Annotated in this window: 15 protein-coding genes; 3 read left to right on the top strand and 12 right to left on the bottom strand. The window is 46.7% G+C overall.

Annotation, left to right across the window (positions count from 1 at the left end; all coding sequences use genetic code 11):
* Positions 1-60 precede the first annotated feature (60 nt).
* The gene (gene treR, locus BLA28_RS32515; protein WP_044967961.1) at positions 61-798 is read left to right on the top strand and encodes a trehalose operon repressor; all 738 of its coding nucleotides are present in this window, start codon (positions 61-63) and stop codon (positions 796-798) included.
* Positions 799-892: 94 nt separating this feature from the next.
* Here the strand turns inward: treR and BLA28_RS32510 are convergent, their stop codons facing one another.
* Both BLA28_RS32510 and BLA28_RS32505 read right to left on the bottom strand, forming a co-directional pair.
* On the bottom strand, positions 893-1,972 hold the full coding sequence (locus BLA28_RS32510; RefSeq protein WP_069158823.1) for a cellulase family glycosylhydrolase: 1,080 nt from the start codon (positions 1,970-1,972) through the stop codon (positions 893-895).
* A gap of 3 nt (positions 1,973-1,975) precedes the next feature.
* Complete coding sequence (locus BLA28_RS32505) at positions 1,976-3,661, bottom strand: glycoside hydrolase family 13 protein (RefSeq protein ID WP_071699754.1); 1,686 nt, start codon at positions 3,659-3,661, stop codon at positions 1,976-1,978.
* Between the two features lie 238 nt (positions 3,662-3,899).
* Between BLA28_RS32505 and BLA28_RS32500 the strand changes: the two genes are divergently transcribed.
* On the top strand, positions 3,900-4,694 hold the full coding sequence (locus BLA28_RS32500) for a MarR family winged helix-turn-helix transcriptional regulator (RefSeq protein ID WP_069158821.1): 795 nt from the start codon (positions 3,900-3,902) through the stop codon (positions 4,692-4,694).
* 79 nt (positions 4,695-4,773) lie between these two features.
* Here the strand turns inward: BLA28_RS32500 and BLA28_RS32495 are convergent, their stop codons facing one another.
* Positions 4,774-5,826 (bottom strand): uroporphyrinogen decarboxylase family protein, encoded by a 1,053-nt coding sequence (locus tag BLA28_RS32495; RefSeq protein ID WP_069158820.1) that lies wholly within the window; start codon positions 5,824-5,826, stop codon positions 4,774-4,776.
* Between the two features lie 231 nt (positions 5,827-6,057).
* Here BLA28_RS32495 and BLA28_RS32490 point away from each other — a divergent pair, with 231 nt between their 5' ends.
* Positions 6,058-6,924, top strand: coding sequence for an AraC family transcriptional regulator (locus tag BLA28_RS32490; protein WP_069158819.1), 867 nt, complete (start codon positions 6,058-6,060; stop codon positions 6,922-6,924).
* 40 nt (positions 6,925-6,964) lie between these two features.
* Here the strand turns inward: BLA28_RS32490 and BLA28_RS32485 are convergent, their stop codons facing one another.
* The 9 genes from BLA28_RS32485 to BLA28_RS32445 form a co-directional block, all read right to left on the bottom strand.
* Positions 6,965-8,680 (bottom strand): DUF2264 domain-containing protein, encoded by a 1,716-nt coding sequence (locus BLA28_RS32485; RefSeq protein WP_069158818.1) that lies wholly within the window; start codon positions 8,678-8,680, stop codon positions 6,965-6,967.
* Between the two features lie 23 nt (positions 8,681-8,703).
* Positions 8,704-9,606, bottom strand: a complete 903-nt coding sequence (locus BLA28_RS32480) for a carbohydrate ABC transporter permease (protein ID WP_069158817.1) — start codon at positions 9,604-9,606, stop codon at positions 8,704-8,706.
* Between the two features lie 12 nt (positions 9,607-9,618).
* Positions 9,619-10,527 carry an ABC transporter permease gene (locus BLA28_RS32475; protein ID WP_044967947.1) on the bottom strand — a complete coding sequence of 303 codons (909 nt, stop codon included), beginning with the start codon at positions 10,525-10,527 and terminating at the stop codon, positions 9,619-9,621.
* Between the two features lie 93 nt (positions 10,528-10,620).
* Complete coding sequence (locus tag BLA28_RS32470; protein WP_069158816.1) at positions 10,621-12,333, bottom strand: extracellular solute-binding protein; 1,713 nt, start codon at positions 12,331-12,333, stop codon at positions 10,621-10,623.
* 133 nt (positions 12,334-12,466) lie between these two features.
* On the bottom strand, positions 12,467-14,731 hold the full coding sequence (locus tag BLA28_RS32465) for a helix-turn-helix domain-containing protein (protein WP_069158815.1): 2,265 nt from the start codon (positions 14,729-14,731) through the stop codon (positions 12,467-12,469).
* A gap of 279 nt (positions 14,732-15,010) precedes the next feature.
* The gene (locus tag BLA28_RS32460; protein WP_081330169.1) at positions 15,011-16,447 is read right to left on the bottom strand and encodes an alpha-L-fucosidase; all 1,437 of its coding nucleotides are present in this window, start codon (positions 16,445-16,447) and stop codon (positions 15,011-15,013) included.
* A 163-nt stretch (positions 16,448-16,610) separates the two neighbouring features.
* Complete coding sequence (locus BLA28_RS32455) at positions 16,611-17,105, bottom strand: stage V sporulation protein AB (protein WP_069153602.1); 495 nt, start codon at positions 17,103-17,105, stop codon at positions 16,611-16,613.
* Entirely contained in the window at positions 17,095-17,727 is a 633-nt protein-coding gene (locus BLA28_RS32450; RefSeq protein WP_009251033.1) for a stage V sporulation protein AA, read from the bottom strand. The genes BLA28_RS32455 and BLA28_RS32450 overlap by 11 nt, the downstream gene beginning before the upstream one ends.
* Positions 17,728-17,944: 217 nt before the next feature.
* Positions 17,945-18,454 carry a CAP domain-containing protein gene (locus BLA28_RS32445; RefSeq protein ID WP_009251034.1) on the bottom strand — a complete coding sequence of 170 codons (510 nt, stop codon included), beginning with the start codon at positions 18,452-18,454 and terminating at the stop codon, positions 17,945-17,947.
* Positions 18,455-18,500 lie beyond the last annotated feature (46 nt).

The following is an 18,500-nucleotide window of genomic DNA, read 5'->3' as shown; positions in this document are numbered from 1 at the left end:
ACTTCCGCCTCCATTCGTTTATAATAAGAATAGATGTTTAAACAAGCAAAGGAATCAACCATGCCAAAAGCCAAATACGAATCCATTTACAAAGATCTGAAACAAAAAATCGAGTCTCAGGAATATCCCTGCCAGGAACTTCTTCCTTCAGAAAACACCATGGTGGAAATCTACGGCTGCTCCAGAAACACCATCCGAAGGGCTGTTGCCCAGCTGGTGGAGGAAGGCTATGTCCAGTCCCTCCACGGAAAAGGCGTCCGGGTTATTTACCAGCCAGTGGATCAGGCTTCTTTTTATATAGGAGGCATCGAATCCTTCCGGGAATCCGCCGAAAGGAACCACCGCCAGACCTCCACCCATGTGGTACAATTCGCCGAAATATCTGCCGACGAACATATCCATACCAAAACCGGCTTCCCCACAGGAAGCATTCTTTATTATATACAGCGCGTCCGCTACCTTGACGGAAAAGCCCTGATACTGGATATCAATATGTTCCTGAAATCCCAGGTTCCCGGCCTCACCCGCGAGATTGCGGAAGGCTCCATTTACGACTACATTGAAAAAGAGCTGGGCATGCAGATCATAACCAGCAAACGAACCATGACGGTGGAGCATACCACCCAGGTCGATGAAAAATATCTGGAACTGAAGGATTACAACTGCCTGGCCGTCGTCACCAACCAGACCTATAATGCGGACGGTATCATGTTTGAATATACCCAGTCCAGACACCGTCCGGATTTCTTCCGTTTTCAGGAAACAGCCACCCGAAAACACCGCCAGGAAACACAGTGAAAATCCGCTCTCTGAAAAACATCTGCCCGATAAAAAACCTCCTGCCCAGGCAGGGACAGGCCGCTGCCCGCCCCTGTCTGACAGGAGGTTTCTTTTATTCCTTCTTCCCGAACTTCTGAAACAACGCTATCTCTTTTTCATCATAAGCCGTAAAATCTTCATGGTACAAATCATGCTGCCACAGCGTCAAATCAAGCCCCTCTTCCTCCCGCAGATAATCCCATGGAAGATAAAACTGTGACTTTCCGGCAACCAGCCCCCAATGGTAGCTGCCGATCCTGTTTTCATAAAAATACGGAAGAAGCTCGCTGATATTATTATCCAGGATACGGTTGAGCCATTCTGTATTTATAAGCGGCCTGCCTTCTTTGGAAAGCCCGTTTACCGCCTGTCTCACCCGTTCAAAATTTTCGTATTGATGGAAGGAAACGATATCCGAAAGCTCCACAGCCCTCTTCTGAATCGGTTCCAGCTGTGCTTCCTCCGAAACCCCATACCCTTCCGGATAAGACCAGGGCGCCGCCGTCAATGGCTGATCCGGATCAATAGCCCTGGCGATTTCAAACACACGCTCCAGATGTCCCATACTCAGGGAATGCCTGTTGCTGTTTCCCGGTTCATTCCACAAATCCCATATGATAATCCTGGGATCCCTGGCGTACCTGCTGATCATTTCCTTTGCATAGGTATATTGAGGTTCTCTCCATTCCTCCTCATCAAATAAAATCCAGCCCGTTTTTCTTTTTTCCCCGGTAAAGGGATTTTCCGCTTTTCCTCCATGATGCCCGATATCATAAGGCTGCCAGCCCTCACTCATTCTGTCAGGAAACACCGGATCCGGCCTTTCAAAAGGCGCACAGTCATTAAACAGCACCGGCATGAGCGTAACCCCGAACTTCTCCAGCAAATCAAGCAGCTCGTCCAGCTTTCCAAAAAAGCGTTCCCGCTCAAAATACCAGGCATGAAAAGGCATAAACATTCTCACACTGTTAAGCCCTGTTTCCCGCAGAAGCTTCAGTTCTTCTTTCACAGACGCAAGAACCTCTTCCCTTGTATCGTCCTGCCACAGCTCCGTATTATGCAGGGTGACTGCCGGGACGTAATTACAGCCCATCAGCCACGGACGCTCCTCATACCACGCATTGATTTTTTCCTTACTCCATCTGTTCCCCATCCCTTATTCTCCTTTCGTCCATTCCCGAACAGAAGCTTCATAAGGGCGCAGCATAAGCTCCGGCCCCCATTGCTGCCCCTGATAATTGCCGATAACCCGTTTTGCAGCCTGCCCGGCCATTTCCTCCGGAAGCCGCCATAAAAGCTCTTTTTCCGAAAAGCTGCACACCACAAGCAGATGCTCCTCATGAAAGCTTCTTTCGTATACAAACACATCTTCCGATTCCGGATCCAGCAGCCGGTACTCCCCATTCACGACAACCGGCTTTTCCTTCCTCAGCTTCACAAGCTCCTTATAAAAAGAAAATACGGAATCATCCCTCCCGATCTGGTCAGCAGCATTGATTTCTCCATAATTCGGATTCACCATAATCCATGGCTCTCCCTCCGTAAATCCGGCATTAGGGGAAGCATCCCACTGCATGGGCGTACGGGCGTTATCCCTGGACTTATACCGAAGAAAACGCAGCATTTCCTCCTCTTTGAAAATCCCCTTCCCCGTAAGCTCCCAATAGGCATTGATACTGTCCAAATCCCGGAAATCCGCAATCCCCTTAAAAGGCACATTCGTCATCCCAAGCTCTTCACCCTGATAAATATAAGGGGTACCCTGCATCATATGCAGGCATACCGCCAGCATTTTGGCGGAAACCTCCCTGTACTCGGGTGAATCGTTTCCAAAGCGTGAAACCACCCTCGGCTGATCATGATTGCACCAGAAAAGACTGTTCCAGGCCCTGCCATACAGCCCTGTCTGCCACCGGGAAAGAACCTCCTTCAATTCCGTAAGACGGCATTTCCTGTCGGTCCATTTATTTCCCTTTTCATCAAAATCCAAATCCACATGTTCAAACTGGAAAACCATGCTCAGCTCTTTTTCGTCACAGGAAGCATATTTCAGCGCCTCCTCCAGCGTAACGCCGGAGCATTCCCCGACTGTGATGGTATCCCTTCCGTCCAGTACCTCCCGCCGCATTTCCTGCAGATATTCATGAACACGCGGCCCGTTGGCGCAATAATTAAAGGCTGCATAGCCGGTAATTCCCACCGGACCGTCCGGAAAATCCGGATCCTTGGAAATCAGGCTGATAACATCCATCCGGAAGCCGTCCACCCCCTTATCCAGCCACCAGTTCATCATCCGGTACACTTCACGGCGTACCTGCGGGTTCTCCCAGTTCAAATCCGGCTGCTTAACGGAAAACAGATGAAGATAATACTCTCCGCTGCTTTCCTCATATTCCCAGGCCGGCCCGCCGAAGCAGGAGCCCCAGTTATTCGGCTCCTTTCCCTCTTTGGGTTTCTTCCAGATATAATAATCCCTGTAGGGATTGTCCTTACCTTTCCGGCTTTCCTGAAACCATGGATGCTCGTCCGAGGTATGGTTCACCACCAGATCCATCACCAGCTTCATTCCCCTCGCATGGATTTCCTCCAGCATCCGGTCAAAATCCGCCATCGTCCCGAAATCCTTCATAACGACCTGGTAATCGCTGATATCATAACCATTATCGTCATTGGGCGACTCATATACCGGCGAAAGCCAGATGACATCCGCTCCCAGCTCCTTCAGATAATCCAGCTTCCCCGTAATCCCGTTTAAATCACCGATTCCATCCCCGTCGCTGTCACAGAAGCTTCTGGGATAAATCTGATAGACAACGCTCTTCTTCCACCAATCCTTCTCCATTGCCTGTCTCCCCTTTTCATATCATTTATGGAGTATACCTGTCCGTCCTGATTTTACCGCATATTTCTAAGGCCATTATAGCATTCCGATACAGGGAAATCCAGGAATTCCCATATTCATAAAAATATTTAAATTTAACAAGGTACCTTGACATTTGTTCTTCCATGGTGTATTCTTAATTCATAAGGTACCTAGTAATTATTGCAAATCATATTTGAAAAGAAAGAAGGAATTGCCTATGAACGAAAACACAAACCAATCATGTCCCTGCTGTCCTAACCACTGTCCTTCCGACGCTTTACAGTGCGGAAAAGGAAGGGCTTATTTTTCAGAAGCTTCTGAAACGAATCATCCCGGATCGGATGAAAGAGACACTCAAAACGCTTCCCACCATCATTCCGCCCATGCCCGCCATGAGGAACTCCGGGAACGCAATGAGGAATTCCGGGAACGCCGCGGCAGAAGAAACGGCCGTGAACCCTTCCCGGAACACTTCTTTCCCGACGGACAGTCTCTTACCGGCGAAGAACAGCTCTTCGAGCGGTTCAGAGCCTGTGCCCATGCACTGCACCATCCGGGAAACGGCAAATCCGGCCAGCTGCGTATCCTTTCCATTCTGTCCGCCAGAAGCCCCATCACCCAAAGACAGCTCATGGATATTCTGGATGTACGCTCCGGTTCCTTAAGTGAAATTTTGGGAAAAATGGAAGCCGAAGGCTATATCACCCGCTCTCCGAATGAACAGGATAAAAGAGGCGTGGATGTCACTCTCACCCCCGCGGGCCTGGAAGCCGCCGAACAGATGCACGTCAGCAGAGAGACTTCCGTACAGGATTTCTTCTCCTGCCTGGATGAGGAAGAGAAGGAACAGCTCTCCCGCATTTTGGATAAGCTTCTGGCCGACTGGCGCAGCAAAAAAGAAATGTACGGCGGCAGAGACCGAGACAACAGAGGCCGAGACAGCAGAGAACGGGGACGCAGAGAAGACGGACGCCGGGAACGCCGTTCAGTGGAAAGACACCACCGACAGTAAAAAACGCCTGCAGGGGATTCACTCAATCCCACGCAGGCGTTTTTGTCAGATACCCATTTGTCAGATACTCATTTATTTATCAGATACTCCTGTCCGTCATATATACTGCTTCGATATTCTCTATCGGCACGTCCCCTTCAAAGCCCTGGCTGGCCATGAGCATATAGCCGCCGTCCTTCCCCAGTAAATCTATGAATTTCCGTACCTCCGCCCGTACCTCTTCCGGCTTTCCGTAAGGCAGCAGCCCCTGCGTATCAATTCCTCCATGGAAAAGAATCTTGTCCTTATACAGCTTTGCCAGACGTTCTACTTCCAGCCCCTGCACCTTCTGAACCGGCTCCAGCGCATCCACGCCGCACGCAATAAATTCCGGTATCAGCGGCGCCACGGCCCCGCAGGAATGCTGCTGGTAAAACGCGCCGTATTTATGCGCCAGATCCGCCAGCTTTATCGTATTCTCCCGATAAAATTCTCTCCACATATCCACCGAAAACAGCAGGGATATCTGTGTTCCGTAATCATCATGAGGACGAAGGACATCCACCCTGCCCTCCCCGGCCTCGAAAATTCTCCGGTAATATTCCATCTCAAATTCATTCATGCGTTCCAGGATCCGTTTGGCGGTATCAGGCTCATCCAGCATCAGCATAAAAAACTGATCCATCTCTATCAGAAAGGTAACCATCTGGAAAGGGCCCTCATGGCCTACAATAATTGCCTTATCCGGATTGCTGTCACACACCTTCCTGACAGAGCTGTAATCAAACCAGTCCGGATCGGGGAACATGACAGCATCCACATCCTCCACAGTTTCCACTCCATTTAAAGGGAAATAGGTTGTGGTTCCATAAGTATCGATCGCGGTCGTATGCATGGTTGTTTCGAACCCCCACCAGGACTGCTCCACCCGCTCCCCTTTTTCATTCAGATAGGTCTTCAATTCCGGCCCGATATATTCCGGCCCGGCCGTCACGATATCTATTTCATATTTTTCCAGCAGCTGGCTGTAATCTGTAAAACCATAATGCTTCAGCAGCTTCTCCGTCACAGAGCCCACCGCCTCAAAAGCCGCCGGAACACGATCCGGCTTCCGGTGCTCCATCACAGCTCTCACTCTTTCTTTGGATGTCATAACAGCGCCCTCCCTTTCCCATAGCAGAAATCAGTTTTATCACAACAGTCCGGACAGGCCCGAACCGTTATCTTTTATCTTTATTTTATCCTCCCCCGCCGGAAACCGGAATTCCCTGATTTATCTGATTTGTTGTAAAATTTAAAACCTCTTCTTGCTGATTTTCCTCCCCAATAGTACAATAACCTTGACAGCCGCACATCAGCTTTATTTTAACGGAAGGAAAATATCATGCAGGATATCTATAATCCCGAAAATTTCACTCCCTACCTGTATTATGCCCCTGAAAACAGCGGCACCGGTCTGCCGTTTATTATCCGTGCCTCCCGGATGGGCTGCGGTTATGAGGAATCTTTCTTTTGTGTACAAAGAAATGCCGACTATCCCTATTTCACCGTTCATTTCCTGTTCGACGGCTGCGGCTTCTTCCATATCGCCGGAAAAGATTATCTGCTGAAAAAAGGGGATGCCTTCATTATAACTGCAGGAGACGCCCATACCTATTCCAATTATTCCGGGGATCCTCTCGGTCTTATCTGGATTGAGCTTGCTATTCCGGGACAGCAGGAGCTGTCCGGCTTTTTCAAAATGAACCATATCCATACCCTTGACGCCGCCCATACCGAAAAACCCCTGGCTCAGCTGATTTCCATCATCAAAGCACAGAAGGCTGCTCCGGAAACCGATGATTTCAGTTTATCCAAATTGTACTACGCTTTTCTTATGGATCTGCTGGAAGCGGCAAGCCTTTCTCCTGCACGCAGTCATCCCCAGCTGGTTACGGATGCCCTGAGCTATATCGAACAGCATTTTACGGAGGATCTGCGGATCTGCCGCCTTTCGGAACACCTGCATGTGAGCCACACCTATCTCACACGCATTTTCCGCAGATATGTAGGAACCACACCGCTGAAATACATAAGCCTGAAACGCATCGAATATGCCTGTTCCTTGCTGAATACCACATCCATGTCCTGTGAAAGAATAGGGGAATGCATCGGCATGTATGATGCTTCCCATTTCAACCGCTTCTTTACCCGGCAAATGGGGCTGGCTCCCTCCGTTTACAGAAGCAAAAACAGGGAGACCCCCACTTAACCGTTTGCCGGTGTGGGTGCCTCCCTTATCTTCGTTCCTTTCAGTCCGTGTTCATCTCTCCTTCAATCCTATATTCCACTATATTTATCCCGGGCCTTACCGTCATTTGCAGGCAGGGCAATACAGTGCGGGGATAAAGAACATTTACATTCGGCTCGCAGTAAATAAAATCCGCGTCCGCCTTCCCCTCTATCTGAATGATCCCACAGCTGCCTTTCTTTCCCCTTATCCTCGCGCTCCCTTCTCCTGCTTCCCAAACCAGCTCCTCTTTTTCCGAAAAAGGAAGGGCAAATCCGGCGGCTGCGGCCTGATATACCCCATCGCTTTGAATGATATGCCGGCATCTGCAGCCCTCCGCCTCAAAGGAAAGCTCCGTTTCAATATGCACTCCGTCAAAAGGGATCCAAGTGCTGACGATTCTCTCCTCCGTTATTTCCACAGCTTCACACTTCGTCCGCACGTGCCAGTACCCATCCTTATACAGGGACAGCATATTATCCGGAGCAGCCTGCTCCAGCGTACGATAGGATCGCGGAACCTGAAATCCAAAGCCGGTGGAATATGCAAATTTTTCATACTTCTCCGCATAGTGTGCCGGCTTCCATGCGCAATACTGCCCCGAAGTGAGAGCCATCACATGTCCGTTCTTCCTTTCCCTGACAAGCATCCCCGCATGGGGCATCATACGCACACCTTCCCTCGCAGGAAGCTCCCTCTCCTCCGCCTTCCAAAAAGGATGCTCCTTCGGCAGCGCAAGAACCAAAAAGCTCTTCATGGCCCAGTAAGGAGAGGAAGGGGAATTATATCCTTCCGCCATATTTAAGTTGGGATAGGCATAACCAATTGTCAGTTTATCCTCGCAATCCAGTATGGGCTGCCGGAACCAGTACCGGAAATGTCTGCTTATCAGGCCCCTGAGTATTCCCCACGGCACAGCCTCCGAACCGGAAAAAGCAAGCGCCGCCCAAAAGGCTGTCTGGGCAAAACGGTATGTGAGCGACCTGCCGTAGGGAATCGCTTCTCCCGACCGTGCAAACCACCACATAAAATCCTGCGCGAACCTTTCCCCTCTTTGTATGTAAACCGCCGCGCGTTCCGGATCCTCTTTTTTCATCACACCCGCATAGATAAGGGAATAAAAATGCATGGCAAAGGAGATATAATAATCCCTCTGGGCCGTTTTCCCATCCGAATACCAACCGTCCCCAAGGTAAAAATCCTCTATGCGGGCCAAATCTGCCGACAGCCGCTCCTCACTCCAGCAGCCGCCGTTCTTTCTCAGCCCGCAGTTTACCAGTATCCGGAAAAAGAGCCAGTTATTATCTGATATCTCATGCTCATTGATCTGATTCAGCCAGTCGGAAAACATCCTTCTCTCTTCCCCGGACAGCGGATCCCAAAATCGTTCCGGCACCATCAGCAGGGCAAATCCCAAAACCGCCATCTCCACAAAAGCCTGGCTTCCGTCCTCATAGGTTCCCCAGTATTCCTCATTCTCCGGATTGATGCCATTTCTGAGCCCCCTCAGGATCTCTTCATCCAGGGGCGTCGTTTTCCCCGATACCATATAAGGCACGATGCCCCAGAGAATTCTGGAATAAGCCTCCAGCCCGATGATTTTATCGCCATAGTGGGCCGACGTATATCCAATATAAATCCCCGTGTTTCCTTTCGTAAAATATTTTTTCAGCGGTCTGCAGAGTCCCAGCAGAGCTTCTTCATAATCCTCTCTGGAAACAAAATTCGTATTTATCATAATTTCTCCATTCCTGTCCGCGCCTATCCCTTAACAGACCCTATCATAACCCCCTTGACAAAATATTTCTGGGCAAAGGGATACAGGCACAAAACGGGCACTGACGCAACAATGATAAGAGAATATTTCAGCAGATCGGCCAGTCCCTGTTTAGCCTCCATAAGTGTGGGATCCACAAAGGAATTCATATCCATGGTATTATTGATCAGGATCTCCCTCAAAAAGATCTGAAGCGGGTACAATTTCTTGTCATTTAAATAAAGGAACGCATTAAAATAAGCATTCCAATGGCCCACCCCATAGAACAGGGCAAGAACGGCTATGACCGCCTTGGACAGCGGAAGAATAATGCCGAAAAAATATTTTGTGTCACTGCAGCCGTCAAGCTGCGAAGCCTCCAGAAGCTCATCCGGTATATTGCTTTGAATGAAGGTCCTCGCCACAATCATGTTATAAACAGACAGTGCGCCCGGCAGAATGATAGCCCATCTGGTATTCATCAGATGCAGATCCCTGATCAGAATATAATTGGGTATCATTCCTCCTCCGAAAAGCATGGTAAAGGTGAAAAAGAAGGTTAAGATCCCTTTCCCCTTTAAGTCCTTCCGTGAAAGCGGATAAGCGGCCATCAGCGTCACTGCCACGTTAATAAAAGTACCGCATACGGTATAAATAATAGTGTTCTTATATCCCAGCCAGATATCCTTATTTTCAAAAACCGCTTTATAGCCCTCCAGGCTGAAATCCACAGGCAACAGTATTACCTTTCCGGAGGTAACCGCGGACGCCGATGAAAAGGATGCCGAAACAATATAAATCAGGGGATACAGAACCAAAATCAACAGCAGCGTAAGAAAAACCAGGACTATCCCGTCAAATACCTTATCACTTCCTGATTTTCTTATTTTTGTCCTGCCTTTACTCATAATTCTCCTCCCTTACCATAAGCTCTGTTCCGTTACTTTTTTACTGACCGCATTGACCGATACAATCAATATCAAGTTAATGACCGAGTTAAACAAACCGATTGCGGTTGCATAGCCGTAATCACCCGTAGCGCTTTCCAGACCCATTTTATACACATAGGTGGATATTACTTCGCTGGAACGCAGGTTCAGATTGTTCTGCATGAGAAAAGCCTTCTCAAATCCTATATTCATGATCGAGCCTGCATTCAGTATTAAAAGCATAATTGCCGTAGGCAGGATGGAAGGAAGGTCAATATGCAGAATACGCTGAAACTTACTCGCCCCGTCCATCTGCGCCGCTTCATGCAGCTCCGCATCCACTCCCGCAAGGGCCGCCATATAAATGATCGAATTCCAGCCCATCGACTGCCAGACCCCGGAAAGCACATAAATATGGGGAAAAGCAGAGGCCGATCCCAAAACGTCAGGCGCATTATTTCCGGTAACCGCACTGTAAATAATTCCATACAGGCCTATTCTGGGATTAAATACCTGGATGATCAGACCTACCATAACGACTGTTGAAATAAAGTGGGGCATGTAGGTAACTGTCTGAATAAACTTCTTGTATTTCAGGTTATTCATGGAATTCAGCAAAAGAGCCAGCATAATAGGGATGGGAAAACCGGCCAGCATGCCGTACAGTGACAGGGTCAGCGTATTTTTCAGCAGTCTCCAGAACTGATAATTCCGGAAAAACTTTTTAAAATTATCAAACCCAATCCATGGGCTTCCCATGATTCCCAGATTCATATTATATTTTTTAAAAGCAAGCTGGATACCAGCCATAGGTATGTAGTTGAAAATAAAGACCAGTACTATCGGTATTACCAAAAACAGATATAACTGCCAATGCTTTATTCTTTTTTTCCTTTTCAACTCATAGACTCCTTTCCGGTTATGCTATGCGTAAATATGGGGATCTGCCGCATCGCAGCGATCCCCATTGCTTAAGCTACCTTAAACGCATAACTACTTTCTGCCCTCCGCACGGTCATATGCGCTCTGTTCGATTTCCAGATATCGCTCCAAACCGCAGGCTTCCAGTTCCTTCAGGTAATCATCCCATTCACTGAGAGGCCGGTCTCCGGTGATAAAACGAACGATCGCCTCATCCCTTGCAGCCTTGATTGTCGTATAAAGCTCGGCTCTTTCTTCCTTTTCATCCACCGTATAGACTAAGTTATTAACATATTCTGTGGGTGTATAATCCTTGTACAAGCCTACAGCCTTGGAAAGCATAGATACCGTGGCCTTCGGATCCGGATTAGCCGCAACTCCCTGATCACTCATGGAACCTGACCGATAGGCAGGGCCCACCTGTCTCCAGGAGGAATTCTGATCCACATTCCAGATATCGTTCAGAATAAGAAATCCACAGGGAATGCCAAGCGAATCCTCATATAGTCCTTTTTCCTTGTCCGCGCCTTCCCTCGTCCAGTCAACGCCTTCCACTCCATACCGGGTCATCATGGACATGGATTCCTCATACAGATAATCTCCCAGACGGAATGCCAGCTCGGGATTTTTGCAGTATTTGGTAATTGCCATTTCCTCAATAATCGTAGTCGGTGAATATGCCGCATATCTTACCCCTTCAGGCCCCGTAAGCGGAGGCAGCGGCTCCATGTCAACTCTTCTTTCGCTTTCAGGCAGATAGGCGCTCATACTTCCGGCCGCCAGACAGCCTACAAGCTGTACCTCTTCGTTTTCAAGAAGAGCCTTGAGCTGCTTTACATCCTGTGTATAAGACATGGGATCCAGAAGGCCTTCCGTACAAAGCATATTCATGTATTCCAGACCGTCTCTCCATTCAGGCTGTGTATAGGATGCCATGACTTTACCGTCTTTTACCATCAGATATTTCTGATCATTATTCGCATAAACAAAGGCGTTCATAAGAAAATCCTGAGGCCTCTGATTCCAGCCGTCTTTAGAACCAATCAGCGGAATTTCATCCGCTTTGCCGTTCCCATTCGGATCCTGGGTTTTGAACGCTTTCAGGACTTCATAAAATTCCTCTGTCGTTGTGGGCATGTCCAATCCCAGCTTATCCAGCCAGGTCTGGTTAATCCAGTATCTCTGAGATATCTCGTTCGCCAGCGCAGGATAATAAGAGGCCATGGCATAGATATTGCCGTCCGCGGAAGTAACCCCTTTCAGCATCAGCTCCTGATCCTCTTCCGGAATCTCATGATGGAAATAATAAGAGATATCAGGATCCTCATAGTATTCATTCAGGGGAAGGAACAGGCCTGACGCCCCATACACGGACGCGTTCTGCTGAATCAAATCATATCCCATAATGATATCCGGCATCTCTGTTCCCGAATTGGCCATAATGGAAAATTTCCCCTGCGCATCTGTTTCAGGGAAAAAGACAAACTCAATATCCACATTAACATCTTCCTCGATTTTCTTTGTTAATGCATTCGTATCATAATCAATAACCTGGGAAAGCTGGGCGATACCTATGGTAATTTTCTCTTTTTCCTTCAGAATAGGCAGCTGTCCGCTTTCATTAAACATATCCTTGCTGTCTTCAGTTGAAACAGCTTCCGCTGTCTCCTGTCCGGTACTGACTTCCCCTCCCGTCTGATCCGTCTGTTTTGCCCCGCACCCGGTAATACTGAGCGCAGCCATACAGGCAGCAATCATTAAGGCTGTCCATTTCTTCCTCTTCATACTCATTTCCTCCATTTAAAATTTGGAACTGTGTCCATGCCCTTATGATAGCGTTCAGCCTGTATTTTTGTATATTGGATATCTCTCCCGATATTTTCCCATAGTAAGATCTTACATGGGAAATTTATCCGCTTTATTGCTTTCTTTGCCGGTTTTCTCTCCACTTACCCGGCGCGATTCCATACACCCGCTTAAATGCCTTATAAAAAGTATTGTTGGAATGAAACCCAACCATGGTACAAATTTCAGTGACAGACTTATCGGTTTCCATAAGCAGACTCTCACATTCCGACATCCTGATATTTTCCAATAATTCCCCTACCGTCCTGCCTGTCTGCTCTTTTACGAACTGATACAGATACTTTTCCGAAATACCGCATGCTTCAGCTATTTCCCATGCTCCCAGGTCGGGATTGGCATAATTCTCCTTTATATACCCAACGATTCTGGTTTTCAGCTCCGGATTCCTTCTTTTCTTTTTTTCAACCAATATCCCGCACATTTCCTCCGCACAATGCTGCAGCCGTTCCAGCAGGCCGATCACATCGCTGTCCATATCATATGCCGGCAATTCGGAGGATAACTGCGGAAGCATTTTTTTCGCATGGTACAGCCCGTCCCTGAGCAGATAAAACAAATGCTTGATCTCATCCTCCGACTCCAGCTTTCTCTGGATAAGCTGTTTCTTCAGCTTGTCAAAAAATAAGCTGATGCTTTCCGCTTCCCCGCCCACAATCAGCTCATAAAGCTGGGCTCCATACTGGAAGTCAACCACGTAGCTGTTGCTTTTTATGGCATCGTATTCATTGACAATCCGGCTCCCGCTGTTCTGACGTGCGGCAGTCTTAGCCTGGAGATAAGCCGCATGAATATTATAAATATCCATGGAAATGTCACTTATCCCACAGCTTACCGTCACTCCGTATTCATCTCCCATAATTCTGCCCACCTGCTCGAAAAGCCTGCTGATCTTATCTGTGTAGGAATCATCCTCAGGCTGCAGCGGAAGCAGGATGATTACCTCCTTTAAGCCGCTGTTGACAGTAATAACCCCTTCATTATAGTTATTCTCCAGATAAGTACCTGTCTGTACGCTGATTTTCTTTGATATATCCAGTTCGGTTTCTGCCGGCATCATGTCACATTCCCAGTTAATGCTGACCACACAATAAAATTCTATCTTATGCCCCAGCAGATTTTCTACCTCGAGCCTTTCTCTCTGAGAGTAAATTCCTCTTACAAATAATTTTTCAAGAATATTATTAGAGACAATTCCCTTCATTTTCTTCAGCTCCCCGGCATAGCTGTCCGTCCTGCGGTTTATTTCGGAAAATGCCTTTTTTATGTAATTATAATCTCCCGCCTTCCAGATATCCTTCTGGGAATGCGGCAGTGTGGTAAGAAGATCCTTAATTCTCATTATTCTGTACACAGCCAGCCAGATACATCCTGCAAGGAACAGCAAAATCGCCACCTTGATATAAACCTGAATAATGGCAGTTACGTTCTGGATACTATTCTGAAATAATGACCTCTGTATTCCTACCACAATTCTGAGATTGCTGTATTGCGCGTCATCGCTCAAGACCGTATACATCCTGCCGTTTACATCATATTCGCCTGACTTTTCGGTAAGCATAAGAGGGGTATCCCATTCATATCCGTTCTGCATAAGGATTGTCCCGTCCCTCTTATCCATGATATAAAAAAAGCTGTCCTCTTCCATCCCCTCCGGAAGTATCCACTCCAGAAGCTGCTCCCTGTCCATCACCAGAACCAGATTTCCCTTTCCGTTTCCCATGCCATCCAGAGGCATCTTTAATATATAAGAAAAGCAATCATAGCTCTTTCCATCCAAATACCTGATATTCCATTCCGGAATATACTTCATCCCCTCCGTCCGGGATACCAAACCATAAAAATCTCCTTCTTCCATATTCTCATATCTTATAAGCTTCCCATAAAATTCTCCCGTCCTTGTCGCCGCCATACTGTCCGACAGCACAATAGGATTGTCATTGAACAGGATAAAAAACTTCAGCGGGACATCCTGAAATCTCGACAGCCTGATTAATTCCTCCTGAAGCTTGCGGATCGTATAATAATCCTTTGTATCCGGACTGCCGCTGATGCCGGATAATCTGACATATTTTTCATCTCCCTGCAAAATACCTGCCAGCTCAGTCATTCTCTGAATATTTCCGTCCACTGTAAGAACCCCTTCGTGCAGCTTTCGGTAGCTTTCCTCGACAATACTCCTCCTGGCTATTTTATAAACATTGTTATATATCGGAAGCAGCAGAAACAGAAACAGCATAAAAATAAACAGATAAAAAGCTCCATATCTGAAAAACAGCTTTACAGTTTCAATCGAGCTTTCTCTCATACGTTTTTTCATTTTTCCCCACCCTCTATCTTTTGTGCTTACTCTTTTGCCTCCATTATTTTATCATATTTACAGCTATTTTCTCAATAATATGCCTTTTTTACAGAAAAAACTTATTTTATATATCAAAAGCATATCTTTTCGACTTTAACATATTCCGGTATAAAAAAACGCCTCCGGCCAGGCGGGCTGTCCTTCTGAAAGGAAGCGCACCGAGAAACCGGAAGCGTTTATTATAATTTTTTCTTATCTGTATTTTCCTATCTGTAATTATTTTTCTTGATTTTATTCTTATTCCTGCATCTCCAAAGCCAGGCAGTTCACATACTCCGTAGGAAGGTTCTCCGGAAGTTTTACGGTCAGGACTCCGCAATACTGAGAGAATTCCACATTGCCGGCGCCCAGCAGACGCACGGATCTTACTTTTTCCTCCGGCTTCAGCGACTTGATGACCGCCGCCCTGTTTTCCGGCGCTTTCAGCATAAAAGCGTAAACCGTATTACCTTTCCTGGTAAACCGGAAATCCGAACTGTTCCATTCCGTCTTGTCTTCCCGGAAGCCCTCAATAAGCACCCTTGTATCGCCTTCTCCGAATACCCGGAAAGGCCTTGTCCCATATACTCCTTCCTGACAGACAGCGAACCATTTGGCAAGCTCCTCCAGGATAAAACGGGTTTCCGCATCAATAGTACCATCCGGCCGCTGCAGAACATTCAGCAGCATACAGCCATTCTTGGAGATAATATCCACCAGCATTTCAATAATCTGTTCAGGATGTTTAAACGTCTGCTTCGCATCATAAAACCAGTTCCCGATACAGGTATCCGTCTGCCAGGGGCTGGGATTCACTCCCGGCAGCTGGCTCTTCTCAATATCCAGCACACCAACCCGGTAAATCTCCTGATTTCTGTTCTTCTGGGTATAAACCGCCTGATTCTGCCCATTCCTCTCAATAGAATCATTATACAGATAGGAAACAGCATCCAGTCCGGGCTGATATCCCTCCTCTTCAAAAGGCAGCCCGCTGTCGGAATACAGCAGTGCCGGATGGAACCTGTCCACCAGTTCCTTCATCGTATCCTGCCAGTATTTCTGGAATTTCTTATTTCCTGTAAGCCACTGGGCAAGCTCACCATGCTCCGGCATGATATGCTCACTGTTTTCATAATAAAAATCTTTATATGCCGGATCCGCCCCGTCATACGGAACCCCTTTATAAGGGCCGTAGCTGTCCGCTCCCTTATTCACATACCACCAGGAAAAAGAGGCCCCCAGATGCTCCGTCAGGCCAAAGGGCATTCCGTACTTGTCAGCCGCTTCCTTCCACATTCCGCAGATATCCTTTTCCGGCCCGATTTTCAATGAATTATTGGCATTCACTTTTGAATCGTAATTAAAGAAATTATCATGGTGCATGGCCTGCGCCACAAAATATCTGGCTCCAGCTTTGTAATACAGTCCCATCAGCTCCTGCGGATCAAACCTTTCCGCCTTCCACAGTTTACAAATATCCTTATACCCGAATTCTGAGGGATGCCCGTAATGACGGACATGATAATTGTACTGAGGACTGCCCTGTATGTACATATTCCTGGCATACCAGTCTCCGCACATTGGTACGCTCTGCGGCCCCCAATGGCTCCATATACCGAATTTGGCATCCCGGAACCATTCCGGACATTCATACTCCCTCAGTGATTCCAACGTTGGCTGAAATTTTTCTGTCATTCTGTAACCCTCCATATCATATTTTTTGATACCCCTTTTAAGCTGTATTATATAGAGTCCGGTTAAAAAGTATTAGATAGAATGGTGACAAGTTTTCACTCATTATGTCGTGATATCGCAGGTTATTCAGGCCGCCTCGCAATCCCGCCGCAAAGGCGGCTATTCAGCCGCCCGTCAAAAATACCTGCTGGGAAAAATAAATCAGACTGCCAACAAGCTTTCCCAATCCAATGGACAGAACTGCAATTCCCAATCCATGCCGGAACTGGATCCTTCTCGCAAAAACAGGTATGGTATTCAGCATTTCTGCAATGGCCAGAGCCAGGCATCCAACAAAAATACCCGCAAAGAATCCAAAAAATATACATAGTATGACCGTTATCCATTTCCACATGCTGTCCGTAACAGCCCCAAAAGGCTGAAGGTTTCTTACCCATTCCCCTATATGACAGGAATACTCAAAAACACTGATAAAATTACCGAATAATGTGCCTGCCACCACCATTTCTTCATATAGGAATACTTTTTTGCTGGTATGTGTCTTACCCGCGAATCGCGGAACCAGGCCAACAGCGATTAATACCGTAAAAACTCCGGCCGAAACAAGGAACCCAAAGCTCAAACCAATGACCGCCATAAATACACTTTTAAGAAACATCAATGGTCTTTCCCTCCCTGTCCGCCGTTTCTACCAATGCATTATTTACATCATCCTCATAAATACGCATTTCCACTTCAATAGGGGTGGGATCCTTGGTAATTCTTCGTCCGCCGATATGATTGAAGAAAACGATAATTCCTACAGCCAGTCCAATGGAATAGGTCACCTCCAATATGGTAAAACCATCCGATGCCTGGCCTGAAATCATTTCATATACCTTCACAAAAACCTTGTTGATGCCAATATCATTATGGAAGGCCATGATAGTAAAAGCTGTTCCAAAAAAACAAATAAGGGAAACAAATGCAATTTTAAGCCATTGCATGAATCCCTTTTCACTTTTTACCTTTACCTTTTCCATTATCACTTCCGTCTCACCAATATTCTCTATTGATAAATCCGGGTACATTGTCTGTAATGAGTCAATGATCTTCATTACGCTTACTATCTGACGCTGAGGCTTCGTATCCTTGAACTTATATATTTTCATTGCCTTAGCGTGTGCCAGAATATCTTTATTCGCGCATACCAATTTCCCCAAATCCGAAAGCTGCACATCATCCTTCTGTACTTCCACATTCCTGTCCAGCTTCAGATACAATGTCTCCTGAGATGCCATTCCAACCACCTTTCTGACCGGTATAACTTCTGAAAATACGGTCAATTTATTCTTGTTAGTAATATGGAGAATTTCAGTTTTTATGCAGAAATGAAAAAGAGATGTCAGTATGCCAGAAGTTTTGAAACTATTATTTTGGACATGAAAAAACAGCAGTTGATCATACTGCTGTTTTTCCAATCATCATCATATCATCTATCAAAATTAAGGGATTTGCTTAGTTAGAGAACATATAAGCGGTGCAAAGCTTAACACCGGAACCGGTATTGGCTACATATGTATAAATACCAATCTTTGTGTAATTGCCGCTTACCATGTTGCTGTAGTGTGAAGGACTTGCCTTCAGGCTTGCGAATACGCTGTCTGCTGCGTTGTTCTGCTCGGAATCTGAAAATCCGAAGCTTCCGTATGTAATATAGGAAAGGTTTTCTCCACGCCATTTGGTTGAGCTAATCATATCTGCTCCGCTTGTTCCGTTAGGACGGGTGTGGCTCCAAACTGTATTGATTTCTTCACTTCTTACTGCTGCATAGCTGTTTAATTCACTATCAAGGGTCAGTGCGGGAAGTCCCTGCTCTGCTCTTAAGTTATTGATGTCTGCCAGAAGTCTTGCATTCATGGTAGAAGTCTGGTCTGCTGCTGCCTTTGCATCCATCTTTGCTGCGGGTGCCATTGCTGTTACGATGATTGTTAATACTGCTAATACGGTGATGATTGCTTTCTTCATTTTCCTTCATCCTTTCAAATCGTGTCGATTGAAAAATGATGGAAAA

This window comes from Eisenbergiella tayi (genome assembly GCF_001881565.1).
Lineage (GTDB): Bacteria > Bacillota > Clostridia > Lachnospirales > Lachnospiraceae > Eisenbergiella > Eisenbergiella tayi.
Note: the sequence above shows the minus strand (reverse complement) of the source record. Positions and strands in the feature narration are given on the sequence as shown.